Here is a 23,744-nt window from a genome sequence, read left to right as displayed (position 1 = left end):
TCGCACCGAAGCGCTACCGCCCCGTCGAGCCGAAGCCTCCGGCGCCGCGTTCGGTGCTCGACAGCGCGCTAACGGGAACAAGCTCGGCCCGCGACACCGGAGCGATCACCATTTGCGCGATGCGCTCCCCGCGGCGGATGGTGAAGGGAGCGCTCCCGTGGTTGACCAGTAGCACCGCGACCTCGCCGCGATAATCCGCATCGATGGTTCCGGGTGCATTGAGCACGGTAACGCCATGCTTGGCGGCGAGCCCCGAGCGCGGCCGCACCTGCGCCTCGAATCCTTCCGGCAGCGCGATCGACAGACCGGTCGGCACCATCACGTATCTGGCGGGCTCGAGCACGACCGGCGCGCCCTCGGGAACCGCAGCGAGCAGATCGAGCCCCGCCGCATGGGCGGTCTGGTAGGCTGGCAGCGTCAGGCCCGCGCCATGCGGCAGTTGCAAGATTTCGACTTTGACTGCGCTCATGCCAGTGTCCTCAAGGCTTCAACGATTTGTGCGACCAGGGCGACCGCGACCTCGTCCTTGGTCATGACCGGCCAATCGTCGACGCTGATCTCGCCGCCCTCGCGGCGAAGCAGATGGATGGTGTTGCGGTCGCCGCCAAAAGTGCCGGCTGCGGGCGACACATCGTTGGCGACGATCCAGTCACAGCCCTTCCGCTTCAGCTTGGTCTTGGCGTTGTCGATCAGATGTTCGGTCTCGGCGGCGAAGCCGATGACAAGGCCCGGCCGTCTCTCGTTCAGCTTGGAGATCGTCGCGAGAATGTCCGGGTTCTCGACCAGCTGCAACGGTGCGGGCAATTGGCCCGCGGTCTTCTTCAATTTCTGGCCGCCCTCATGCGCGACGCGCCAGTCGGCCACTGCCGCCGCGAAGATCGCGATGTCGGCGGGCAGCATCGCCTCGACCTTCTCGAGCATCTGCCGGGCCGATTCAACATGCACCATCGCAACGCCCTTGGGATCGTCGAGCTCGACGGGACCGGTGATCAGCGTGACATCGGCGCCCGCGGCCTTGGCGGCTGCGGCAATCGCAAAACCCTGCTTGCCCGATGAGCGGTTGGAGATGTAGCGCACGGGATCGATCGCCTCTTGGGTCGGGCCCGCCGTGATCAGCACGCGCTTGCCGGCCAGCGGTTGCGGCGGCAGCGGCCGCAGGAAGCGCTCGGCGCTGGCCGCGATCTCCAGCGGCTCGGCCATGCGGCCGACGCCGGCCTCGCCCGCCTCCGCCATCTCGCCGGCATTGGGGCCGACAAAATGGATGCCGTCGCGGCGAAGCTGCTCGGCATTGCGACGGGTGGCGGCGTTGGACCACATCATCGGGTTCATGGCCGGCGCGAGCAGGATCGGCCGGCTGGCTGCGAGCAGAACGGCGCTGGCGAGGTCGTCGGCATGACCGTTCGCCATCTTCGCCATCAGGTCAGCGGTCGCCGGCGCCACCACGATGAGGTCGCAGTCGCGGGCAAGGCGAATGTGGCCGGCGTCGAACTCGCTGTCGGGATCGAACAGGTCGGTGTAGCTGCGCGCGCCCGAGAGCGCGCTGGCTGCGAGCGGCGTCACGAATTGCTGCGCCGCCTTGGTCAGCACGCAGCGGATGTGGATGCGGCGCTCCTTCAGCCGCCGGATCAGGTCAAGCGCCTTGTAGGCGGCAATACCGCCGCCGATAATCAGGGTGATGCGCGCTTCGCCGGTCGCGCGCACGGCTTGCGGCACGGCCGCAGGGAGCTCGGTCGGCGCAGCGCCTACCAGAAAGGTGCCCGGCGGCACCGGGCTTCCTTCCACATAGTCCCGCAGGATGACCCGGACCTCTTCCTCGACCGAGCGGCCATTCTTGGCCGAGCGCAGCCGGAGGTATGACTTGATGGCGTCGTCGAGCTTGCGGATGGTCAGGCTGGCCATGGACGACCTCCCCCGGAGCGGACCGGTGCTAGCAATGCTAGCATCGGCATGATTGCAATGCAATCAAAGTCGGGTGACCGCGATCAAGATGCCGATGAACGTCGCCGCGATGATCCAGAGCGCGACGGTGCGCCAGCGGTTCTTCCTGCCCTCGCTGCGGCCCAAGGCGGCGATCGTCTCCGGCGACAACTGCACGCCCTCGCGGGTCAACACCTCGAGCTGCTCCAGCACCGCGACCGCGCGGAGCCCCATGGTTGGCAGCGCAGTCAGCACGCGCGCCAGATCGCCCGCGCCGGAGGCCGCGCCCTGCAGGCGCCCGACAGGACCGAGATTGCGTTCGATCCATTCCCGCACCACGGGCTCGGCCACCCGCCAGATATCGAGCCTGGGGTTGAAGCTGCGCGCCACGCCCTCGACCACGACCATGGTCTTCTGCAGCAGGATCAACTCGGGGCGCGTGCGCATGTCGAACAGGCCGGTGACCTCGAGCAGCAGCGTGAGCAGCCGCGCCATGGAAATCTCTTCGGCGGTACGGTTGTGGATCGGCTCGCCGATGGCGCGGATGGCTTGCGCGAAATTCTCCACCGAATGGTGCGCGGGCACATAGCCCGCCTCGAAATGCACCTCGGCGACGCGGCGATAGTTGCGGGTGATGAAGCCGAGCAGGATCTCGGCGAGGAAGCGCCGCTCCTTGTCGCCGAGCCGGCCCATGATGCCGAAATCGACCGCGACCAGCCGGCCATCCTTGTCGAGGAACAGGTTGCCCGGATGCATGTCGGCATGGAAGAAGCCGTCGCGCAGCGCGTGGCGCAGGAAGCTCTGGATCACCTTGCGGCCGAGATCGGGCAGGTCGACATTCGCCTGCGCCAGCCGTGCATGATCGGACAGCGGAATGCCGTCGATCCATTCCATGGTCAGCACGTTGTGGGTGGTGCGGTCCCAGTCGACCTTCGGCACCCGGAAATCCGGGTCGCTGTCGGTGTTCTCGGCCATCTCGGAGAGCGCGGCCGCCTCCAGCCGCAGGTCCATCTCCATAGCGACCGACCGCGACATGGTGTTGATGACCTCGACCAGCCGCAGCCGCCGCGCTTCGGAAGAATGCGTTTCGGCCTTGTGCGCGACGAAGAAGAAATCGGAGAGATCGCGGCGGAAGCGCGTGGCGACGTTCGGGCGCAGCACCTTGACCGCGACAGGATGGAGCGCGCCGTCGCGCAGCACCTCGCCGCGATGTACCTGGGCGATTGATGCGGCCGCGACCGCCGGGCCCAGGCTTGCGAAGGCCTGGTTGATAGGCTGCTCCAGCGAGGTCGCGATGGCGGCCTCGGCTTCAGCCTGCGGGAAAGGCGGCAGGCGGTCCTGCAGGCTTTCGAGGTCGCGCGCGAGGCCGACGCCGACCACGTCCGGGCGCGTCGCCAGGAATTGGCCGAGCTTCAGATAGGCCGGGCCCATGCGCTCCAGCGCGCGCGACAGCCTTGGTCCCGACTTGGCGCCGCGGCGCTCGACCAGCCCCGCGATCTTGATCGCGAGCTGTCCGGGCGGCGGCACCAGCGCGGGATCGACGACGCCAAACACGCCCTCGCGCGCCAGCACGAAGGCGGCCCGGCTCAGCCGCAGGATGTGGGTTGCAGCAGAGATCACAAACGCCAGCCCGAATGCAGTGCCACGATGCCGCCGGACAGGATCTGCCAGTTGACGCGGGAGAAGCCGGCCGCGCGGATCATGTCGGCGAAGGCGGGCGGCCTTGGGAATTTGCGGATGGATTCCACGAGATATTGGTAGGAATCCGCGTCACCCGTCACCATGCGGCCGAGTGGCGGGATCACCCTGAAGGAAAACAGATCATAGAGCCGGTCGAGCCCAGGCACCTCGACGGTGGAGAATTCCAGGCACAGAAAACGGCCGCCGGGTCTGAGCACGCGGAACGCTTCGTTCAGCGCGCGATCGATTCGCGGCACGTTGCGGATGCCGAATGCGATGGTGTAGCCGTCGAAGTGCCGGTCAGGAAAGGCCAACGCTTCCGCATTGCCTTCGACAAAGCAGACGCGGTCGTCGAGATGCCGAGCAATGGCGCGTTCGCGGCCGACACGGAGCATGTCCTCATTGATGTCGCAGACGGTCGCCCGGAATCCGGCGCCGGAGGCATTGGCCGCGCGGAAGGAAATGTCGCCGGTGCCGCCGGCCACGTCGAGCAGGGCAAAGGGCGCATCGCCCTTCGGCGGGTTCAGGATGTTGATCATGATGTCCTTCCAGACCCGGTGCAGGCCCATCGACATCAGATCGTTCATCAAATCGTAGCGCGAGGCGACGCTGTGAAACACCTCGTTAACCAGCGTCTGCTTCTCGCCGAGCGGCACGTCGCGGTAGCCGAAATGCGTGGTGGGGTCCGGTTGACTCATACTCTTAGGATCCTGGATAGGCATTTCGATCGTCATTGCGAGCGAAGCGAGGCAATGACGAGGGGACGGCGGACGGGCCGGGACCATAGCGCGCCGGCCGCAATGGCGCTATCACGTCACCCCGCCAAGGTGAATGACCAAAATGCCTGAATTGCCTGAAGTCGAGACCGTCCGGCGCGGCCTGCAGCCGATCATGGAGGGGGCCAAAATCGTTCATGCGGAGGCCCGCCGCAAGGACCTGCGGTTTCCGTTCCAGAAGGACTTCTCCGCCCGCCTGAACGGCCAGACTATTACCGGGCTGGGGCGACGGGCCAAATACCTGCTCGCCGATCTTGCCTCGGGCGACGTGCTGTTGATGCATCTGGGTATGTCGGGTTCGTTCCGGATCCGAAAGCTGGGCGAGGAGGGCACGCCGGGCCAATTTCACCACCCACGCGACAAGGACGAGGCGCATGACCATGTGGTGTTTCATATGTCCTCGGGCGCCGATGTCGTGTTCAACGATCCGCGCCGTTTCGGCTACATGAAGATCATCGCGCGCAATGCGATGGATGAGGAGCCGCTGTTGCAGGGTCTCGGCCCCGAGCCGCTCGGCAATGAATTCGACGCCAGGATGCTGGCGCGCTCCTGCGCCAACAAGAAGACCAGCCTGAAGGCGGCGCTGCTCGATCAGCGCGTGGTCGCAGGCCTCGGTAACATCTATGTCTGTGAGGCGCTGTTTCGCGCGCATCTTTCGCCGCGCCGGTTGGCGGCCACGCTCGCAACGAAGACCGGACAACGCAAGGGCGTTCCCGGGGGCGAGCCGACCGATCATGCGAAACACCTGGTCGAGGCGATCCACGCGGTGCTCAACGAAGCCATCAAGGCCGGCGGCTCATCCCTGCGCGATCACCGCCAGGCCTCTGGCGAGCTCGGCTATTTCCAGCATTCGTTCCAGGTCTATGACCGCGAGGGCGAGCCCTGCCGGACCAAAGGCTGCAGCGGCGTCGTCCGCCGCTTCACCCAAAACGGCCGCTCGACCTTCTGGTGCCCGAAGTGCCAGAAGTGAGCTGGACGTGGATCAAGGCTGCGTTGATTGATTCACTGATCAGACGAGTCGGCTCGCCTCGCCCCGCGCGCGGGGAGAGTCCGCAATGCATCGAAACGATGCGTTGCCGGTGAGGGGACTCTCCGCGAGGTTCGGCTCGCGGAGGCGGGCCCTCACCCCGACCCTCTCAGCGCGAGCTTTGCTCGTCGCGGCCCCGCAAGAGCGGGGCGATGGAGAATAATTACAAACAGGCGTCCCAGTTGGGACCGCTGTCGCGCAAGGAGGCAAGGCGGATCACCGGCTTCTCCGCTTGCACGGGCTGCTCGACGAAAATGATCGGGAACGGCGATTCCGTCTGCTCGTCCACGACTTCGTCTGCCAGTGGGCGGCCAGTCAACTTGGCCTCGGTCCACCGCCAGAGATCGCCGATTTCCGCGGCCGATTTGCCGCCCGGCGCATATTCAGTGACAGCAAGGCCTGCGGCCAGTGCGTCCTGATGATCGTTGCGCATCACGATGAAGGGCTGGGCGAGGACGTCCGCGAGCTCCAGGGCCGCTTCGTCGGCGAGCGTGGTCGCGGCGTTGGTGATGCGAGCGCCGCGGATCGGCGTCTGGTTGAGGACGAAGGCAAACGGCTTCCTCCAGGCGCGCGCGACACTCAGCGTGGAGCTCGTGGCCTCGATATCCGCAGCGCTCGGCCGCGCCGGGATCAGGCAGAGATCGGCATAGCGGATCGCAGCGGTCGTCGCGGCGCTGACGCCGCCGGCGGTGTCGATGATGGCGACCGTCACACCGCTGGCGCGAAGCGCCTCCAGGCGGGGCTCGATCGCGGCGGCATCATGTACGGCTTCCACCAGGGGCTCGGCCCGGCCGCGGCGGGTCTGCCAGTTCATCAGCGTGGCCTGCGGGTCGGTATCGACGAGTCGGACAGTCTGACCGGCCTGCTTGGCTGCCAAGGCGAGGCCAATGGCAAGCGTGGACTTGCCGCTGCCGCCCTTTTGGGTGGCCAATACGATCGTCAACATGGAAGAAATCCTTGAGGAGTTTACGGGATTTTTTGGATACGCCACACTGCGTGCACCGCCTCTCGCGGCGCCGGGCGGTTCTGGCCCAGGACGTTCCGGCCCGATCCCAAGGACAAGGGAATCGCGGTGGTCCGAATCAGCTGTGATAATGACGGATTGCCACAATTGTGGCAAATCCGTTCGACTACTGGAGTAAGTATGAATACTGACTGGCGAAATCGGAGTGAGGCGGCGTTTGAATGCGAGCGGCAGCCGGCGCGCGGCAGCCGCGGCATGGTGGTGAGCAACCATCCGTTGGCCTCCAGCGCCGGCGCGGAAATGCTCGCCGCCGGCGGCAATGCGATCGATGCGGCGATCGCAACCCTGTTCACGCTGACGGTGGTGGAGCCGATGATGGTCGGCATCATTGGCGGCGGCATGGCGCATATCCGTCTCGCCGACGGCAGCCACCGCTTCATCGACGGCCAGAGCACGGTGCCGAAGGCCGTGAAGCCCGACACCTATCGCTCCAGGCCGGGCTCGGCGCCGCATGTGTTCGACACGGTCGACGACGAAAACCTGACCGGGCCGAAGGCGGTCGCGGTGCCGGGCTCCCTGAAAGCCTGGTGCGAGACTTTGCAGCGGTTCGGCACCATGAGCCTTGCCGACGTACTGCAGCCCGCGATCAAGCATGCCTCGCGCGGTTATGCCGCAACGCCCTATTTGCATGGATGCATCTCTGAATCCGCGCGCGAGATGCGCAAGGACAAGGCGATCTCGGCGGTCTATCTGCCAAAGGGCGAGCCGCTCAAGCCCGGTGAGCGCGTGCTGCAGGCCGAGTATGCCGAGACGCTGCGCCATATCGCGCAGCATGGCGAGGCCGCGCTCTATCGCGGGCCGCTCGGCGATATCCTGGTCGACTATATGACAGCGCATGGCGGCTTTATCGCCAGGGAGGACCTCACCACCTACAAGACCGTGGAACGCGCGCCGATCCGCGCCGATTATCGCGGCTGGGAGATTCTGGGACCGCCACCGCCCGCGGCGTCCGGCGTGCATATCGCCGAGATGCTCAACATCCTCGAAGGCTATGATCTCGCGACGCTCGGCTTTGGCACCGCCGAGACCGTCCATCTGGTCGCGGAGGCCCTGAAGATCGCCTTTGCCGATCGCGCCGCGGCCTCGGGCGATCCGGACTATGTCGGCGTTCCCGTGGGCCGGCTGACCTCAAAGGACTACGCACACGAGCGCCGTGCCGCGATCGATTTGAACCGCGCGAAAAACTGGGGTGCGGGCGTGACGCAGCTCGAAAGCGCGCACACTACGCATATGACGGCCGCGGATTCGTTCGGCAACGTGGTCGCGACCACGCAGACCATCAACAATCTGTTCGGCGCCAAGATCATGATCCCGGGCCTCGGCACCATCCCGAACAATTACATGAACCTGTACGATCCCAGGCCCGGACATGCGCTGTCGCTGATGCCGGGCAAGCGCGTCACCACCTCGATGTCGCCGATGATGGCGCTGCGCGACGGCAAGCTCGTCTATGCGCTGGGATTACCCGGCGGAAAACGCATCTTCCCGAGCGCGATGCAGGCGCTGATCAACCTGATCGACCACGGCATGAGCCTGCAGGAAGCGGTGGAAGCGCCACGGGTCTGGACCGAGGGCCATGCGCTGGAAGTCGAAGGCGGCATTCCTGAAAACGTCCGCTCGTCGTTGCGCGACAGAGGTCACGAGGTCGTGGTGATGCCGACCATTGCCGGCGGCATGAACGCCATCCAGTTCCGCGCCGACGGCACCCTCGAAGGCGCCGCCTGCTGGCGCGCCGACGGCACGCCGATCGGGATCGCCGGCGGGCTCGCACGCTCCGGCGTGCGCTTTGACTTGAGGTGAGGTTGGGCGGCGAGTCATCCGGGGTGAGATGGAAAGCCGGGGCTACACGCAAATGGTGGTCATACCCGCGAAAGCGGGTATCCAGTACGCCGCGGCTCCTCCGTATCTCTCGACGTCTCTGGAATACTGGATCCTCCGCTTTCGCGGAGGATGACAGCGGAATGGAAGGCCAGAGCGGAGAAATCCGGCTACTTCCTCACGCAGATCACGCGCACCACGGCGGCCTTGGCATCGGTCGATGTGCCGTTCGCAGTCACGCCGTTGGCCTTGAGAAACGTCCGCACGGTGCCTGATGACACCAGCACCGCCTGCGACGTGGCTGCCGTAGTCGAGACGCCCGCGACAATCACCGGCTTCAACAGCGCGATGCCGGCGAACTTGCTGCTCGCATCAAGCGCTGCGGCGCCGGAAAATCCGAGGGCCGGCGCGGGCGACAGCACGGCGTCGCCATCGCCGCCAATCTCCGCGGCCCGCGCTTTGACGCTTGAGACGGTGCTGCCGCCGCCCTGGTTCTGCGGATCGGCGATGCCGGTGATCTCGACGCCCGTCGCCACGCCATCCGCAAGCGCGAGCGGCTTCAACTCGCGCACGCCATAAACGCGCAACAGCGCCAGCCCATGCTCCTTGTCGTCGGCAACGCGGTCGGCATGGCCGAATCCTGCCATGGTGAGGGCGATGCAGCCTTCCGTGATCTCACGATCGGCGATGATCGCGCCGTCATCGCTCACCACGACGCCCGTGCCGTAATCGACGGTCTTGCGCGGTGGCGGGCCGGGCTGCGGCCCGGATGGAAATGCGTTGAACGCGCTCGACATCGCGATCACCACCGGCTCGACGGTGTTTTCCGTCGCCTGGTCGTAGAGAATAGTCATGACGCGGACTTCGTCGCCCTTGGAGGTGCCGCGAATGTAGAATTTCTTCAGCCCCTGCAGGCCCGAGAGCACGAAGAAATCCGGCTTGACCACGGTGTAGTCGACATTGCGGCCCGGCTGCTTCTTCTCCTCGTCCGCGAGCTTCGCGGTGGTGGGGCCGGCCTCCTTCCGCCGCGACAGCAGGATCTGGATGGTGCCGGTCGGCGACGTCCATTTGCTGCCGTTGGCGTCGCTCGCCTGTTGCGGGACGAGCTTTGCGGGGATGCCGAGCCGTGCACCGGTGACCATGTCGGTGACGATCTTCCAGCCGACACTCTCCTGCCGCCGCCGCGCGGTGTCAGCCAGCACGTTGCGCTCCTGCGGATTGAGCACGCCGGTCTGCTTGCCGCCTCTGGCCTTCTGGTATTCCTTGATTGCGGCGACCATGCGCTCGCTGACGTCACCCGTGATCGCGCCATTATATTCGCCGACCCAGGCGAGGTCGGACTGCAGCGCCAGCCGCTCGGCCTGCGCCATGGCGTTGGCGGTATCGGCTGGCGCCTGCACTGCCGGGCGGATCGGAACCGTCGCCATTTGCTTCGGCTTGGCGGCGGCGGTAGTCGGCTGGGTCAATTGGGCCTGCGTCAGGGAAGTCGAGGTCAGCAAGATCATTGCAGCGAGCGTCGCTCTCATGACAAATCCCTGAAAACCCGATTGACGTTGTGCAAGCTTAAGCACATCTCGTTGGTCGGCAACAACAGCGCCACGGTTCAGCACCTGCTGTATGATCCTCACCATGAGGGGAGGCAGTGATCACCAAGCGTAAGGAGTAGCCAGGACCATGTTCAGCGAGGACGAACTCGAACGCTACGCCCGTCATATCGTGCTGCGCGAGGTCGGCGGTCCCGGCCAGGCCGCGCTGAAGGAGGCCTCTGTCCTCGTCATCGGTGCCGGCGGGCTCGGCGCGCCTGCGCTGATGTATCTCGCCGCGGCCGGAATCGGCGCGCTAGGCGTGGTCGACGACGATGTCGTTTCGCTCTCCAACCTGCAGCGCCAGATCATCCACACCACGCCCGATATCGGCCGGCGCAAGGTCGATACCGCGGCCGAGCGCATCCATGCGCTGAACCCGTATGTCCGCTTTGCCGCGCATGCTACCTGGCTCAAGGCCGACAACGCGCTGGATCTGATCGGCGGTTATGATCTCGTGCTCGACGGCTCGGATAATTTCGAGACTCGCTATCTCGTTTCCGACGCCTGTTTCCTGGCGGCCAAGCCGCTGATCACGGCCGCGCTCGGCACATTCGACGGTTCGCTCACTACCATCCGCGCGCATGAGCGGAATGAGAAGGGTGAGTTCAACCCGACCTATCGCTGCCTGTTTCCGGAGGCGCCGCCGCCCGGCACCGTGCCGCCTTGCGCGGAGGCCGGCGTGATGGGCGCGCTTGCTGGCGTGCTCGGCTCGATGACGGCGCTGGAGGCGATCCGCGAGATCGTCGGCTTCGGCGAGGGCCTGGTCGGACGCCTCTTGATGGTCGATGCCCGCACCATGCGTTTCGAAACGCTGCGCTACGCGCGCGACCCGAATAACCCGCTCAATGGCGATGGCCTGACGATCACGGATCTAAGTGCGCATGTATGAGCTCTGTCCTCTCTCTCCCCGTTCTTGCGGGAAGAGGGCTGGGGTGAGGGACCATCTCAGCGAATGAGGTGACTGAGGTGCGCAAATGGCCGGGACGAGCCCGGCCATTGCGACGGCAAAAATCGCAAAATTCAGTACAGTGGGAAGCGCGTCGGCTCGCCGCCGAGATCGGAGGGCGGGTTGAGCGGCTGGCGCTCGGTCGGGCGGTTGTTGTTCTGAACGCCGAACGACGGTCCCGGCGGGTAGGCGTAGTCGGTGAACTTGCGCTCGCCGGGGAGCACCTCGGTGCCGGCATCGAGCCAAGAGCGCTTGCTGATAAAGAGGCGCGTATGCGGGCCCTGCTGCACCACGACGTTCGGACCGCCCTGATAGGTCACGCGGCCGTTCTTGTCGTAGTTGAGCTGCTCGGCCTGCGCCGGCGCGCCGGCGACGAGGGCGGGCACGGTGAGGGCCAGCGCGAGACCAGCGGCGGAAAATTTCATTGTCATTGTCACGTCCTTGAGGTGGCAGTCCCTGCCGATGGTCCCGACAGATGTCTTGGCCGGTCGCCACTCACCTGATTTGGCTGCACTTTATCCGCGCGGCCGAGCTCCCCACAAGGTTAATCCGGCCACACCTTGAGACATAATGCGCCCGCGCAACAAAACATTACGAATTCGCAAGCCCTTGGCCGCGTCATAACGCCCCGCGCAGGGGCGGATTGTCGGCCTGGGTCACCCAGTCGCCGGAGGACGCGGTTGCCCCGGCGGCGCCGCAATTGAGCCGGTTCAGCTCGGCGCGGGCGAACAATTCGGCGAGCTTCGGCTCGCTTCCAGCCGAAACCAGCGTCAGCCGGTCGAGCATGCAGGCGACAGCGCCACGCTGGGCGGGCAGGGTATCGCCCTGGCAGGACCAGCCGGAGATGCGCATGGCGGAATCGTCGATGCCCCTGAAAAAGCCGAGGCAGCCGGAAGTCCGGTGCTCGTCCTTGCCCTTGTCGGCGCCCTTTTCTTCTCCTTTGGAGCTACCAGCAGCGGTCGCGCCGCGCCAGAGCAGCGACACGGTGCCGAATTTGCTGTCGATGACGCCGGCAGCCTCCAATTCGCCGCCGGGCGGCATCCGCAAAGCCAGGTCCTCTGATGGCAGCGAGGCGGAAGCCGCCTCATCGCCCAGGCGGTAGATTTCGAGCTCGGCGGCCGGCCGGTCGCCTGCGCCGGGCCAGCTGAAGATGTCCCTGCGGCCGCCCTGAGGGTGCCTGAGGATCGTGTAAGTGGCTGATTTATCGGCCTGATCGGAAGCGCCGAGGGAGAAAGCGGGCTGGCTGTGGCCAGCCACGCTCCAGCTTGGCAGGCTGGCCGCATCGCCCGCGAACTGCGGCAGCTGGCCCCAGAAATGCACGGCCAGGATGGCGATCAGCGCCAGCGTCCCCACATAGGCGAACAGGCGCGCGATCGTGGCGCAGACTTCGTCGGCGAAGCTGGTCAGTGCGGGATGGATTGCGGTCGAAAAGGGGGAATTGGCCAAGGAGTTGGCGGGGTCGGTCCAAAACGGTCGCATTCTACGCCCGAACGCCATGGTAACGTTGTCAGGGTCATGTTTCTCGCATAGAAGCGCTGCCGCTTCCCTATCCGCTGTGAGCCGGGGCGAGGCATTTTTCGTCGGAGAGTGAATGATGGGTTACAAAGTCGCAGTGGTCGGCGCGACCGGCAATGTCGGGCGCGAAATGCTCACCATCCTGGACGAGCGCAAATTCCCGGCCGACGAGGTGGTGGCGCTGGCATCACGCCGCAGCGTCGGTGTCGATGTCTCCTATGGCGACAAGACGCTGAAGGTCAAGGCGCTCGAGCATTACGACTTCTCCGACGTCGACATCTGCCTGATGTCGGCCGGCGGCTCGGTCTCCAAGGAATGGTCGCCGAAAATCGCGGCGCAGGGCGCGGTCGTGATCGACAATTCCTCGGCCTGGCGGATGGATCCGGACGTGCCGCTGATCGTGCCCGAGGTGAATGCGGATGCGACGGCCGGCTTCACCAGGAAGAACATCATCGCCAACCCGAACTGCTCGACCGCGCAGCTCGTGGTCGCGCTGAAGCCGTTGCATGATGCCGCCAAGATCAAGCGCGTGGTGGTCGCGACCTATCAGTCGGTGTCGGGCGCCGGCAAGGACGCGATGGATGAGCTGTTCTCGCAGACCAAGGCCGTCTACACCAATGACGAGCTGGTCAACAAGAAATTCCCCAAGCGTATCGCCTTCAACGTCATCCCCGAGATCGACGTGTTCATGGAGGACGGCTACACCAAGGAAGAGTGGAAGATGATGGCGGAGACCAAGAAGATTCTTGATCCCAAGATCAAGCTCTCCGCCACCTGCGTGCGCGTGCCGGTGTTCGTCGGACATTCGGAAGCCGTCAATATCGAGTTCGAAAATCCGATCACGGCGGACGAAGCGCGCAACCTCCTGCGCCGATCGCCCGGCCTGCTCGTGATCGACAAGCAGGAGCCGGGCGGCTACGTCACGCCTTACGAAGCGGCCGGCGAGGACGCGACTTATGTCAGCCGCATCCGCGAGGACGCGACGGTGGAGAACGGCCTGGTGCTGTGGTGCGTGTCGGACAATTTGCGCAAGGGTGCGGCGCTGAACGCGGTGCAGATCGCGGAAATCCTGCTCAACCGCAAGCTGCTCACCGCCAAGAAGAAGGCGGCTTGAGGCTGGTCGTTTAAGGAGTCGGAGCACATGTCCGAGACCCCGGCTCCGTCGCGGCCAGACAGGATGCGCAACGCAATCGCGCGCGGTGCCGAGACGGCGCTGTTCAACAGCCGCTGGCTGATGGCGCCGTTCTATCTCGGCCTCATCATCAGCATCGTCGTCCTGCTTCTCAAATTCGTTCGTATGCTCTGGGAGTTCATTCTCGAGGCGCCCGGCGCCAAGTCGACCGACACCATTCTCGGCGTGCTGTCGCTGATCGACGTGGTGCTGGTCGCCAACCTGATCCTGATCGTGGTGTTCTCAGGCTACGAGAACTTCGTCTCCCGCATCGACACGTCCAACTATCCGAACTGGCCGGTCTGGATGACCAAGATCGATTTCGCAGGGCTGAAGCAGAAGCTGCTCGCCTCCATCGTCGCGATCTCGGCGATCCACGTGCTGGAGGCATTTCTGAACATCGACCACGCCTTCGATGCCACGCGGATGACCTGGCTGGTTGCCGTGCATCTGGTGTTCGTCATCTCGGCGCTGCTGCTCGCGATGTCCGACCGCTGGTCGGCGGATCACGATGCCGAGTAACCCTATGGACTCGCCGTGTCCGTTGCGGCGCTCCTGAATTCCTTGCTTTGCTTGTCGAGCACGAACAGCGAGCCTTCGGCGACGCCGAAATAGGCGCCGTGCAACTGCAACTCGCCGCTCTCGACTCGTGCGCGCACGAACGGAAAGGTCTGCAGATTCTCGAGGCTGCGGAACACCGCCGCCTTCTCGATGCGCGTGACGAAATCCTGCATGGATTCGTGGGCGCGCTGCTCGACCACCTCGCCCGGCTTGATGAACATCGCCATCCATTTGCCGATGAAATCGCCCGGCGACAGCGGCTCGATCTTGTCGACGAAGGCTCGAATGCCGCCACATTGGGCGTGGCCCAGCACCACGATGTGCTTGATGCGCAGCACGTTGACCGCGTATTCCAGCGCCGCCGAAACGCCATGGGCGTTCTCGTCAGGCTGGTAGACCGGCACCAGATTGGCGATGTTGCGCATCACGAACAGTTCGCCGGGGCCGGCGTCGAAGATCACCTCCGGCGAGACCCGCGAATCGCAGCAGCCGATCACCATGGTCTCGGGCGACTGGCCGCGCACCGACAGCTCGCGGTAGCGGGATTGTTCGATCGGCAGCCGCTGGGTCCGGAAGGCCCGGTAGCCGTCGAGCAGGCTCTGCGGAAACGTAATCATACCCATGCCTAAGCATAGGCCGCGAACATGACAAGCCTTTCGATTAGGCAGGCAAAGTGATATCGGCTCGGTTCCGGCCCCATAATCACGAGGAAACTACGCCATGACCCGTCCGCGCCGCAGCGTCTTGTTCATGCCGGGGTCCAATCCGCGGGCGCTGGAGAAGGCGCGGACCTTGCCGGCCGACGGTCTGGTGCTCGACCTCGAGGATTCCGTGGCGCCAGACGCCAAATCCAAGGCCCGCGACCTGATCGCGCAAACGGTTGCCATAAAACCTTTCGGCAAGCGCGAGGTCCTGATCCGCATCAACGCGCTCGACACTCCGTGGTGGCGCGACGACGTTGCCATGGCGGCGAAATCCGGTGCCGATGGCATCCTGGTGCCGAAGATCTCGAGCGTGGACGATCTCAACAATGTCGGCGCGCGGCTGGCCGAGGCCGGTGCGCCCAGCTCGCTAGCGGTCTGGGCGATGATCGAGACCGCGCCTGCGATCCTCCATGCCGAGGAACTCGCCGCGGCCTCGCGCGATCCGAAGACGCGGCTCGCCGGGTTCGTGTTCGGGCCCAACGATATCGCGCGTGAGACGCGCATCAGGATGGTGCCGGGGCGCGCTACCATGATCCCGATGATCACCCACTGCATCCTGGCCGCGCATGCCTATGGCATCGAGATGCTGGACGGTCCCTACAGCGACTTCTCCAACCCGCAGGGCTTCGCCGCGGAGTGTCGCCAGGCGCTCGACCTGGGCTTCGACGGCAAGACGCTGATCCATCCCGGCCAGATCGAGGCCTGCAACATCATCTTCACGCCGCCCGCCGATGAGGTGGCACAGGCACGCCGGATCATTGCAGCATTCGAATTGCCGGAGAATGCCTCCCGCGGTGCGATCCAGCTCGACGGCCGGATGGTCGAGCGGCTGCATGCGGAGATGGCCAGGCGCACCATCGCGATCGCGGATGCGATCGAGGCTATGGGAAACTAGAGCATTTCCGGTTCTGATTGAATCAGAACCGGAGCTCTAGATTCTTGTTTTGACGCGTTTCTTCACGCGAACCGGTGTCCACTTCGCTCGAAAACGCTCTCTAACTCGCCTTCGCTTGGTCGAGCTGCTCGATCGTCGGCGCGTTGAGGCAGTAATCGCTGTAGCGATTGGCTGCTGTGCCGGCGGCGAGATCGTGGTCGCATTGCGGCTTGTGCAGGCAAAGCGCACAGACGCGCTCCATGTCGCGCAACAGAAGCGGCTGGGTGTCGGCAAGGTCGCCCTCGTCGATGCCGAGCACCTTCAACAGCTGCGGCAGCTCGTCGGCGGCATGCGGTCCGTGCCGGACCAACTCGTCGAGATCGCCGGGAGAGACGCGCAAATCGCCGGCGATGCGATCGAACTCGGTGCGGTCGAGCCGGCGCATCTCGATCAGCTCGCGGCGGTGCTTGAGCCAGTCGGCGAACGTGCTGATCAGGAGTTCGACGCGAGGATATGGCTTGTCATGAGCGGTCATGGCTCACCTCCTTCTCGCCAGAGACCACGGGTCAGAGCCGCAGTCGTTGCGCTGGATCAAAAAGAGGGTCAGCCGCCGAAGCGTTCGCTTGCCCAGGCATAGAGGCTGCCCTGGACGGGCGCCTGGTTGCCGCGGCCCTTGGGGGAGATGTGCAAGCCTGTCACAGCAGGATCCGTGATCAGCGCCGAAAAATCCGAGGGCTCGAAGAAGCGCTTCGGCTCCGCATGCACGGCATAAAACGATCGCTTCGGCAGCGCGTATTGCAGCTCGCCATGGCGGCGCGCGAGCGCGGTGAGAGACGCGGGACCGAAGATCGCCACGCGAAGATCGGCAGCGCGGCCGGAACGGCCGATCACGCGGCGCAGTGTGAGCAAAACGCGGTGGCGTGGTGAGAGCCAGTCGGGCTCGAGATCATCGCTTGCCATCAGCTGTGTGTAGGCGGCCACGATTGGATCGTCGGCCGGCAGGCAGAGCACGGAATTGCCGAGTTGGCGCGGCCGCTCCCAGGCGAAGTAAGGCTTGGCCGGATCGATCTCGATCGCCTTGAGCAACAGCACGTCGGCATCACACCAGATGCCGGCGCGGACCGCCATCAGCCGCATGCGAAAGAAGTCGCTGAACTGCAATAGCGTCCAGTCGCGCCAGCTTCCGTCCGGCTCTGCGGGCCGCAACCGTTCCGAAAATGCGTGCGGCAGGATCGCTTCGGCCTCGGCATTGCCGACGCCGACGGGCAGGCCGGGAATGGGATCGAAACTATAGACGGTGACCTTGTGGCCGGCAGCCAGCTGAGACCTCAGACAGGTCTGCCGCAATCGGTCGAGCGGGCCGTGCCAGAAGGTGACGATGTCGGGCAACATGCGTCACCATCTCACACACAGCGTTTTCAAGCGAAGTGGAGGCCGGCTCGCGTGAAGAAACGCGAAGGAAAAACCGGGCGATCGAGTATCAGGCCCAGGCACGCTCGCGCTTGAGCTTGTCCTCATAGGAGTCGATCGAGGCCTTCTTCTCCATGGTGAGCCCGATGTCGTCGAGGCCGTTGATCAGGCAATGCTTGCGGAACGGGTCGATCTCGAACTTCACCGTGCCGCCATCCGGGCCGCGAATCTCCTGCTTCTCAAGGTCGATGCTCAGCGTTGCGTTGGCGCCGCGCTCGGCGTCGTCGAACAGCTTGTCGAGGTCTTCCTGGCTGACGCGGATCGGCAGGATGCCGTTCTTGAAGCAGTTATTGTAGAAGATGTCGCCGAACGAGGTCGAGATCACGCAACGGATGCCGAAATCCATCAGCGCCCAGGGCGCGTGCTCGCGGCTCGAGCCGCAGCCGAAATTGTCGCCGGCGACGAGAATCTTGGACTGGCGATAGGCCGGCTTGTTGAGCACGAAATCCGGATTCTCGCTGCCGTCGTCCTTGTAGCGCTGCTCGGAGAAAAGCCCCTTGCCAAGGCCGGTGCGCTTGATGGTCTTCAAATACTGCTTGGGGATGATCATGTCGGTGTCGACATTGATGATCTTCAAAGGCGCCGCGACGCCTTCCAGCCTGGTGAACTTTTCCATCGGTGCGCTTCCCGTCTACATAAGGGCAAGTCTTGAGGGGCAAGGGCGATGGTCTAACGCGGATAGCGCCAATAATAAAGGCAGAAATCCCGAGGGGCTCCGGCATAGGCGCCCCGGCTTATGCCAACCTTACCTCGCCCCGGCCTCGATCTTGGCCATGTCGTCGTCCGATAGGCCAAAATGGTGGCCGATCTCATGGATCAGCACGTGGCGGACGATGTTGCCCAGCGTTTCCTCGTGCTCGGCCCAATAGTCCAGGATCGGGCGACGGTAGAGCCAGACCATGTTGGGCAGGCGGGCGATATCGCTACCGCTCTGGAACGGCAAGCCGACCCCCTGGAACAGGCCGAGCAGGTCGAACTCGGACTCGCACTCCATGTCATCCAGCACCTCGTCGGTCGGAAAATCATCGACGCGGATGATCACGCCCTCGCACAGGCCGCGAAAGCCTTCGGGCAGGCGCGCAAAGACGTCGTGGGCCATCGCCTCCATTTCGGCGAGCGAGGGTGCCTTCAGGTCGGTCCACATGACTCCTGTTTAGCGCGCCTTCGGCAACTCTGCATCTCGCTTTTGTGACGGGGCTGGCTGCGCCCGATGGCGGATGCTAGAAGTTAACGCGGGGATAAATTCGGGTGAACGTAATGAAGGCAATCGGGGTGGTAGTTACGGTTTTCCTGGCGGGGGCGCTTGTCCTGCCATCGCAAGCCAGCCGGGCGCAGAGCGCGTCCTCTGGTGTGCGCGTCGCGCAAGCGGCGCCGACCGATGCCCCTGTTCCGCCGGCGCGCAGGACGCCGCGGCTGCGCATCTATCCGAACTATGAAGCCCCGCCCGAGGTGTACCCGCGCTATTTTCCCGGCCCGAACGCCGTGCGCGAATGCAATGCCACCTATGTGCAGGAATATCGGCCGAGTGGCACCGTCATCGTGCCGCGCATGCATTGTTTCTGGCGGCCCGGCTAACGCATGATCCGGAAAAGTGTGCAGCGGTTTTCCGGAAAGATCATGCTCAATCAAAGACCAAAAGCGCGATGAGGATTCAACCAAATCTCATCGCGCTTTAGCGCGCCGCGAATTGCATCGTTCATCTCTGCGGCAAGACTGTTCAGGCCGCATTCAACTCCCCCATGTTCAAGTTTGCTCCGTGAGGAGCGCACGATGAGCGTGCGTCATCTGCGCGACATCGGGTGGGAGAAAATCGGAATGAACGGGATGAGGATCTTGGGGCTTGCCGCGGTCGGGGCAGCATTCGTGCTGACTGCGCCGATCGAACGTGCGGCGGCGCTTTCGCTGAGCAATCCAGCGGCGGCGACCGCCGTGCAGAACAGCGCGAAAGTGACCACCGAGGTGGGTTGGCACCATCACTGGCATCATCGCGGCTGGCACCATCGCCATTGGCATCACCGCTATTGGCACCATCGGCACTGGCACCACCGGCATTATCGGTGAACGGCTGACATGAAGAGGGCGCCGATCAGGCGCCCTTGTGCCCCGGAACGATGGAGGACTCGTCGGCGGTGCGCGACTTGCCGCTGGCGCCTCAGGTCCAGTCCTTGTACGTCCAGCCCTTCACCTTCATCTTCCACGGCGTGATATTCTCCAGCCGCCACTTCGCGAAGCGCGCCGGAGGCCAGTTACTCAGCCGCCGTTCGGGCTGTGGCTCCTCGGGCTCATCGAACACGGTCTTGGCGACGACGTGGCTTTCCTCACGCCGCCTCCGCTTTTGCCGCGTGGCATCGCCGATCAAGTCGACATATCGAGATTTGTCAGCCATGGCCGCTCCTTGCGCGAGATAAGCCTGCGCAAGGAGCGAGTGTGCCGAGGGTCCTTTAACGAGTCGTTGCCAAAGCCGGGCGGACTTTAGCAAAAGCGCGTTACCGCCAGTCCCTGACATCGACGAAGTGCCCGGCGATCGCGGCCGCTGCCGCCATCGCGGGCGACACCAGATGCGTACGGCCCTTGAAGCCCTGGCGGCCCTCGAAGTTGCGGTTCGAGGTCGAGGCGCAGCGCTCTTCGGGCCTGAGCTTGTCGGGATTCATGGCAAGGCACATCGAGCAGCCGGGCTCGCGCCATTCGAAACCGGCCTCGAGGAAGATCTTGTCCAGCCCTTCGGCCTCCGCCTGCTCCTTCACGATGCCGGAGCCCGGCACGATCATGGCGTTGACGTTGGCGTTGACCGTCTTGCCCTCGGCGATCTTGGCGGCTGCGCGCAGATCCTCGATGCGACCGTTGGTGCAGGAGCCGATGAAGACACGGTCGAGCTTGATGTCGGTGACCTTGGTCCCAGCCGCGAGCCCCATGTATTTCAGCGCGCGATGCTTGGAGATGCGCTTGGCCTCGTCCTCGATCTTGTCAGGGTCGGGCACGAATCCGGTGACCGAGATAACGTCCTCGGGTGATGTGCCCCAGGTGACGATCGGCGGCAGCTTGGCAGCATCGAGCCTGATCTCATGGTCGAAATGCGCATTGTCATCGGAGCGAAGCCGCTCCCAGTAACGCATCGCCGCGTCCCAGTCGGCACCCTTGGGCGATTTTGGTCGACCGCGCAGGAAGTCGTAAGCCTTCTGGTCCGGTGCGACCAGACCCGCGCGCGCGCCGCCCTCGATCGACATGTTGCAAACGGTCATGCGGCCTTCCATCGACAACGAACGGATCGCCTCGCCGGCATATTCCAGCACATAGCCGGTGCCGCCGGCGGTGCCGATCTCACCGATGATGGCGAGGATGATGTCCTTCGCGGTCACGCCGTCAGGCAGTTTGCCGTCGACGAGCACGCGCATGTTTTTCGCCTTCTTCTGGATCAGCGTCTGGGTCGCCAGCACATGCTCCACTTCAGACGTGCCGATGCCATGCGCCAGCGCACCGAAAGCGCCGTGGGTCGAGGTGTGGCTGTCGCCGCAGACGATGGTGGTGCCGGGCAGCGTAAAGCCCTGCTCGGGGCCGATGACGTGGACGATGCCCTGGCGCTTGTCGAACTCGTTGTAATATTCGATGCCGAAATCGCGCGCATTGTCGGCGAGCGCGCGGATCTGCTCGATGCTCTCGGGGTCGGGGTTCGGTTTGGTGCGATCGGTGGTCGGCACGTTGTGGTCGACGACGGCGAGCGTCTTCTCCGGCGCGTGGACCTTGCGGCCGGTCACGCGCAGGCCTTCGAAGGCCTGCGGCGAGGTCACCTCATGGACCAGATGGCGGTCGATATAGAGCAAGCAGGTGCCGTCTTCGGCTTCGTGCACCAGGTGGTCGTTCCAGATCTTGTCGTACAGCGTGGTCGGTTTGGACATGAGCACAAGCTCCAGGCATAAATTTTGTGATCGGGTGGCGTGTAGGCGCCGGGAAATGACAGGAAGCGGTTTGCGTCAAAACGCGCGCGTAAGCTCCGACGTCGCAGACGTCGCGAAACGGCCGAAGAAGCGGCTGGGCAGGCGCGAGCGATCGTCGATCACGATGCGCCGGCAGGCCACGCTGGTTGAATCCAAAACCATTCTAAATTTCTAACACAGGCCTTGCGGCTGGGACAATCGATCGATCGGCGGACCTGCTCTGGTCCGCATGACCAGCGGAAGGCGTGATTTCCGCCATTACATAGGAACGCGCCAACAAAAAAGCGCGGGGCCAGCCCCGCGCTTTTCGTCAACTCTGAGAGCTGGCGCTTACTCGCCAACCGCCGTGGCGCGGTCCTGCTTCTCGACAATCCGGGCCGACTTGCCGCGCAGATTGCGGAGATAATAAAGCTTGGCACGGCGAACCTTGCCGCGGCGCACAACCTTGATCGAGTCGATCATCGGCGACAGCACCGGGAACACGCGCTCTACGCCCTCGCCGTACGAAATCTTGCGCACGGTGAAGCTCTCATTGATGCCCTGGCCAGAGCGGCCGATGCAGACGCCTTCATAGGCCTGCACGCGGGTGCGGTCGCCTTCGACCACCTTGACGTTGACGATCACGGTGTCGCCAGGCGCGAAATCCGGGATTTCCTTGGTGGCGGCAAGCTTGTCGTACTGCTCTTTTTCGAGCTGCTGAATCAGGTTCACGGCTAAATCTCCATCGGCGGCGCGCCCGGCGGCTTTGAGTTCAAGCGCGGGCTAGCGCGAGCGTCCTATCATCCTGCGACTTGTCGGATTGGCCGCTCCTATAAGGCAAAGCCCAGCGTTTGTCACCCGTCTGTCGTGTTTTTTGTGCGGCCACCCGTATTAGGCCGCTGGGCCCAGAGATCCGGGCGTCGGGCCCGGGTCAGTGACTCGGCTTCAGTCTTCCGCCAGGCCGCAACCTTGGCATGGTCGCCGGAAGTGAGGATTTCGGGGATCGGGCGTCCTTCGAACAGCTGCGGACGGGTGTATTGCGGGTATTCAAGTAGGGGAGAAGAAAAGCTTTCTTCAGCCGCCGAGTCCGCCTTGCCCATGACCCCCGGCAGCAGCCGGACGCAGGCATCGATCAGAGCCATGGCAGCAATCTCGCCGCCGGACAGCACGTAATCGCCGATCGAAACCTCCTCGAGGCCCCTTGCCTCGATCACCCGCTGGTCGACCCCCTCGAAGCGGCCACAGACGATCAGGGCGCCGGGACCTTCGGCGAGTTCCCGCACCAGGGGCTGGGCCAATGGCCGACCCCGCGGGCTCATCAGCAGCCGCGGCCGGTCCGGCCCGATATCGGCGGCATCGATCGCCGCCGCCAGGACATCGGCCCGCAGCACCATGCCGGGGCCGCCGCCTGCCGGTGTGTCGTCGACGCTGCGATGCCTGTCGGTTGCGGAAGCGCGGATGTCGCGCGCCTCGAGCGCCCAGAGCCCCGTGGCGAGCGCCTTGCCGGCCAGGCTGACACCAAGCGGACCCGGAAACATGTCCGGGAATAGCGTCAGTACGGTTGCCCGCCAGATTGGAGTCCCGCTCATCGGCTTCGACTCATGGGATTACAGCCGTAAGGTCGAGGCCCTGCATCAGGGCGGCGGCCTCGACGGCGCGTTTGAAATCGGCGAGCGGAAAACTCGTCACGACGATCTTCTTCAGGTCGAGCAGGTTCTCGGCAGCGAGGGTTGCGAGCTCGCCGGGCGCGGTGCGCTCGTACATGAATTGCCCGACCACCTCCCAGTCATTTGCCAGCATCTCGCGGAATGACAATTCCAGCGGCACCTCTGCGCTGCCCATCAGCACCAGTCGCCCGCCGCGTTTGAGCGCACGCAAGGTCGAGAGCGTGGTCGCGGTGCTCTTGGCGCTACCCAGGAGATCGAGCGCGACATCGGCGCCGCCACCCGCGGCGCGGCGGATGGTGGGGAGGTCCATGGCCGGGTCGCCCGTCGCGACAGCTGGGATCACGCGCGGGCCGAAGGCGTCGCGCAATTGCTCCAGCGCGGCCTGTTTGCGCCCGACCGCGACGACGCGGCCCGCGCCCATCGCAACCGCAAGCATCACGGCGCCCGAGCCGAAATAGCCGGTCGCGCCGTTGATGATGACGGTCTGTCCGCCACGCAAGCCGGTTCGCTGCAAGCCGCCGAAAGGCACGATGAGCTTGGCCAATCCGATCAGCTCGGTCGCGGGCCTGTCGTCGAGGCTCGACAGCGGTGTGACGCAGGCGGCAGGCCAATGCGCGATTTCCGCGAACACGCCGTCGCGCCAGCGCGTCTGCAATGCAAGCGCCGCATCCGTGGTCACGGTTGCAGTGAGTCCGATCAGGATCTGCGGCGGCTCGCGGTCGGGCACATCGGCGCGAAGATGCGGGCTCAGGAAAACCCGGTCGCCGCTCTGCACATGGCTGACATCGCCGCCGGTCCCGACCACCCGACCGATGGCGTTGGTGCCGGGCACGAAGGGCATCGGCGGCAGGCTGTAGGGCACCGCGCCCGTGAGCACGCGGCCCATATAGGACAGCACCATGGCCGCCTCGATGCGCACCAGCACGCCATCCGGCGCGGGAGGCACAGTTTCAACCGTATCGAAGCGCAGATCGTTGTGCGCGTGCAGCCGCCAGGCTTTGTGGGTTTTGGGCATGTGCCAGATTCCAAACTCTCTGTCGTCCGGGCCGAACAGCCGGGACCCATAAGCATAGGTCCTGGGTTTCGCGAGAGACGAA

General features: G+C 64.6%; 26 protein-coding genes. 8 read left to right on the top strand and 18 right to left on the bottom strand.

Translation table 11 applies throughout. From position 1 onward, the window contains the following. Window positions 1–13: 13 nt before the first annotated feature. The 4 genes from dut to ubiE form a co-directional block, all read right to left on the bottom strand. On the bottom strand, window positions 14–469 hold the full coding sequence (gene dut, locus A3AI_RS0106805; protein ID WP_024514859.1) for a dUTP diphosphatase: 456 nt from the start codon (window positions 467–469) through the stop codon (window positions 14–16). Further along, the gene (gene coaBC, locus A3AI_RS0106800) at window positions 466–1,899 is read right to left on the bottom strand and encodes a bifunctional phosphopantothenoylcysteine decarboxylase/phosphopantothenate--cysteine ligase CoaBC (protein WP_024514858.1); all 1,434 of its coding nucleotides are present in this window, start codon (window positions 1,897–1,899) and stop codon (window positions 466–468) included. The genes dut and coaBC overlap by 4 nt, the downstream gene beginning before the upstream one ends. A 63-nt stretch (window positions 1,900–1,962) precedes the next feature. Then, window positions 1,963–3,537, bottom strand: coding sequence for a 2-polyprenylphenol 6-hydroxylase (gene ubiB / locus A3AI_RS0106795; protein ID WP_024514857.1), 1,575 nt, complete (start codon window positions 3,535–3,537; stop codon window positions 1,963–1,965). After that, window positions 3,534–4,295 carry a bifunctional demethylmenaquinone methyltransferase/2-methoxy-6-polyprenyl-1,4-benzoquinol methylase UbiE gene (ubiE, locus tag A3AI_RS0106790; RefSeq protein ID WP_024514856.1) on the bottom strand — a complete coding sequence of 254 codons (762 nt, stop codon included), beginning with the start codon at window positions 4,293–4,295 and terminating at the stop codon, window positions 3,534–3,536. The genes ubiB and ubiE overlap by 4 nt, the downstream gene beginning before the upstream one ends. Before the next feature lie 142 nt (window positions 4,296–4,437). Between ubiE and mutM the strand changes: the two genes are divergently transcribed. Beyond that, window positions 4,438–5,343: a bifunctional DNA-formamidopyrimidine glycosylase/DNA-(apurinic or apyrimidinic site) lyase gene (gene mutM / locus A3AI_RS0106785; protein ID WP_024514855.1), complete on the top strand. Its 906-nt coding sequence runs from the start codon at window positions 4,438–4,440 to the stop codon at window positions 5,341–5,343. A 220-nt stretch (window positions 5,344–5,563) separates the two neighbouring features. Here the strand turns inward: mutM and A3AI_RS0106780 are convergent, their stop codons facing one another. Further along, window positions 5,564–6,346 (bottom strand): nucleotide-binding protein, encoded by a 783-nt coding sequence (locus A3AI_RS0106780; protein WP_024514854.1) that lies wholly within the window; start codon window positions 6,344–6,346, stop codon window positions 5,564–5,566. A gap of 198 nt (window positions 6,347–6,544) precedes the next feature. On the opposite strand from A3AI_RS0106780, the gene ggt reads away from it, so the two are divergent. Beyond that, entirely contained in the window at window positions 6,545–8,224 is a 1,680-nt protein-coding gene (ggt, locus tag A3AI_RS0106775; protein WP_024514853.1) for a gamma-glutamyltransferase, read from the top strand. Window positions 8,225–8,412: 188 nt separating this feature from the next. Here ggt and A3AI_RS0106770 read toward each other — a convergent pair whose 3' ends face one another. After that, window positions 8,413–9,768, bottom strand: a complete 1,356-nt coding sequence (locus tag A3AI_RS0106770; protein WP_024514852.1) for a serine protease — start codon at window positions 9,766–9,768, stop codon at window positions 8,413–8,415. Between the two features lie 148 nt (window positions 9,769–9,916). Between A3AI_RS0106770 and A3AI_RS0106765 the strand changes: the two genes are divergently transcribed. After that, window positions 9,917–10,717: a HesA/MoeB/ThiF family protein gene (locus A3AI_RS0106765; protein ID WP_024514851.1), complete on the top strand. Its 801-nt coding sequence runs from the start codon at window positions 9,917–9,919 to the stop codon at window positions 10,715–10,717. A 131-nt stretch (window positions 10,718–10,848) separates the two neighbouring features. Here the strand turns inward: A3AI_RS0106765 and A3AI_RS0106760 are convergent, their stop codons facing one another. Both A3AI_RS0106760 and A3AI_RS0106755 read right to left on the bottom strand, forming a co-directional pair. Then, window positions 10,849–11,205: a hypothetical protein gene (locus A3AI_RS0106760; RefSeq protein WP_024514850.1), complete on the bottom strand. Its 357-nt coding sequence runs from the start codon at window positions 11,203–11,205 to the stop codon at window positions 10,849–10,851. Window positions 11,206–11,392: 187 nt separating this feature from the next. Beyond that, window positions 11,393–12,253: a hypothetical protein gene (locus tag A3AI_RS0106755; RefSeq protein ID WP_024514849.1), complete on the bottom strand. Its 861-nt coding sequence runs from the start codon at window positions 12,251–12,253 to the stop codon at window positions 11,393–11,395. A 115-nt stretch (window positions 12,254–12,368) separates the two neighbouring features. On the opposite strand from A3AI_RS0106755, the gene A3AI_RS0106750 reads away from it, so the two are divergent. Further along, complete coding sequence (locus A3AI_RS0106750; protein WP_024514848.1) at window positions 12,369–13,403, top strand: aspartate-semialdehyde dehydrogenase; 1,035 nt, start codon at window positions 12,369–12,371, stop codon at window positions 13,401–13,403. Window positions 13,404–13,430: 27 nt separating this feature from the next. Next, window positions 13,431–13,982 carry a TIGR00645 family protein gene (locus tag A3AI_RS0106745; RefSeq protein ID WP_024514847.1) on the top strand — a complete coding sequence of 184 codons (552 nt, stop codon included), beginning with the start codon at window positions 13,431–13,433 and terminating at the stop codon, window positions 13,980–13,982. Window positions 13,983–13,984: 2 nt separating this feature from the next. On the opposite strand, the gene A3AI_RS0106740 is transcribed toward A3AI_RS0106745, so the two are convergent. After that, a complete protein-coding gene (locus A3AI_RS0106740; RefSeq protein ID WP_024514846.1) occupies window positions 13,985–14,638 on the bottom strand; it encodes a carbonic anhydrase in 654 nt (217 codons plus the stop codon). Window positions 14,639–14,741: 103 nt separating this feature from the next. Between A3AI_RS0106740 and A3AI_RS0106735 the strand changes: the two genes are divergently transcribed. Next, window positions 14,742–15,620, top strand: coding sequence for an HpcH/HpaI aldolase/citrate lyase family protein (locus tag A3AI_RS0106735; RefSeq protein ID WP_024514845.1), 879 nt, complete (start codon window positions 14,742–14,744; stop codon window positions 15,618–15,620). A gap of 100 nt (window positions 15,621–15,720) precedes the next feature. Here the strand turns inward: A3AI_RS0106735 and A3AI_RS0106730 are convergent, their stop codons facing one another. From A3AI_RS0106730 to A3AI_RS0106715, 4 genes are all read right to left on the bottom strand, one after another. Next, window positions 15,721–16,134, bottom strand: a complete 414-nt coding sequence (locus A3AI_RS0106730; RefSeq protein ID WP_024514844.1) for a hypothetical protein — start codon at window positions 16,132–16,134, stop codon at window positions 15,721–15,723. 68 nt (window positions 16,135–16,202) lie between these two features. Further along, window positions 16,203–16,991: a glycosyltransferase family 32 protein gene (locus A3AI_RS0106725; RefSeq protein WP_024514843.1), complete on the bottom strand. Its 789-nt coding sequence runs from the start codon at window positions 16,989–16,991 to the stop codon at window positions 16,203–16,205. A gap of 88 nt (window positions 16,992–17,079) precedes the next feature. Continuing rightward, window positions 17,080–17,685 (bottom strand): 3-isopropylmalate dehydratase small subunit, encoded by a 606-nt coding sequence (gene leuD / locus A3AI_RS0106720; protein ID WP_024514842.1) that lies wholly within the window; start codon window positions 17,683–17,685, stop codon window positions 17,080–17,082. A gap of 129 nt (window positions 17,686–17,814) precedes the next feature. Further along, a complete protein-coding gene (locus tag A3AI_RS0106715) occupies window positions 17,815–18,213 on the bottom strand; it encodes a metallopeptidase family protein (protein WP_024514841.1) in 399 nt (132 codons plus the stop codon). 113 nt (window positions 18,214–18,326) lie between these two features. Between A3AI_RS0106715 and A3AI_RS0106710 the strand changes: the two genes are divergently transcribed. Together A3AI_RS0106710 and A3AI_RS0106705 are read left to right on the top strand one after the other, a co-directional pair. After that, entirely contained in the window at window positions 18,327–18,644 is a 318-nt protein-coding gene (locus tag A3AI_RS0106710; RefSeq protein WP_024514840.1) for a hypothetical protein, read from the top strand. A gap of 195 nt (window positions 18,645–18,839) precedes the next feature. Next, window positions 18,840–19,130 (top strand): hypothetical protein, encoded by a 291-nt coding sequence (locus tag A3AI_RS0106705; RefSeq protein WP_245286849.1) that lies wholly within the window; start codon window positions 18,840–18,842, stop codon window positions 19,128–19,130. A gap of 91 nt (window positions 19,131–19,221) precedes the next feature. On the opposite strand, the gene A3AI_RS0106700 is transcribed toward A3AI_RS0106705, so the two are convergent. The 5 genes from A3AI_RS0106700 to A3AI_RS0106675 all read right to left on the bottom strand — a co-directional run bounded on the left by A3AI_RS0106700 (window position 19,222) and on the right by A3AI_RS0106675 (window position 23,662). Next, a complete protein-coding gene (locus tag A3AI_RS0106700; protein WP_024514838.1) occupies window positions 19,222–19,455 on the bottom strand; it encodes a hypothetical protein in 234 nt (77 codons plus the stop codon). A 100-nt stretch (window positions 19,456–19,555) separates the two neighbouring features. Next, window positions 19,556–20,962: a 3-isopropylmalate dehydratase large subunit gene (leuC, locus tag A3AI_RS0106695; protein ID WP_024514837.1), complete on the bottom strand. Its 1,407-nt coding sequence runs from the start codon at window positions 20,960–20,962 to the stop codon at window positions 19,556–19,558. 369 nt (window positions 20,963–21,331) lie between these two features. Beyond that, window positions 21,332–21,712 (bottom strand): 50S ribosomal protein L19, encoded by a 381-nt coding sequence (gene rplS / locus A3AI_RS0106685; RefSeq protein WP_024514836.1) that lies wholly within the window; start codon window positions 21,710–21,712, stop codon window positions 21,332–21,334. 122 nt (window positions 21,713–21,834) lie between these two features. Further along, window positions 21,835–22,569, bottom strand: coding sequence for a tRNA (guanosine(37)-N1)-methyltransferase TrmD (trmD, locus tag A3AI_RS0106680; RefSeq protein WP_024514835.1), 735 nt, complete (start codon window positions 22,567–22,569; stop codon window positions 21,835–21,837). 10 nt (window positions 22,570–22,579) lie between these two features. Further along, window positions 22,580–23,662, bottom strand: coding sequence for a zinc-binding dehydrogenase (locus A3AI_RS0106675; RefSeq protein ID WP_024514834.1), 1,083 nt, complete (start codon window positions 23,660–23,662; stop codon window positions 22,580–22,582). Window positions 23,663–23,744: the final 82 nt, after the last annotated feature.

This window comes from Bradyrhizobium sp. Tv2a-2, assembly GCF_000472425.1.
GTDB lineage: Bacteria > Pseudomonadota > Alphaproteobacteria > Rhizobiales > Xanthobacteraceae > Bradyrhizobium.
This window is presented reverse-complemented; position numbering and strand designations above follow the sequence as displayed.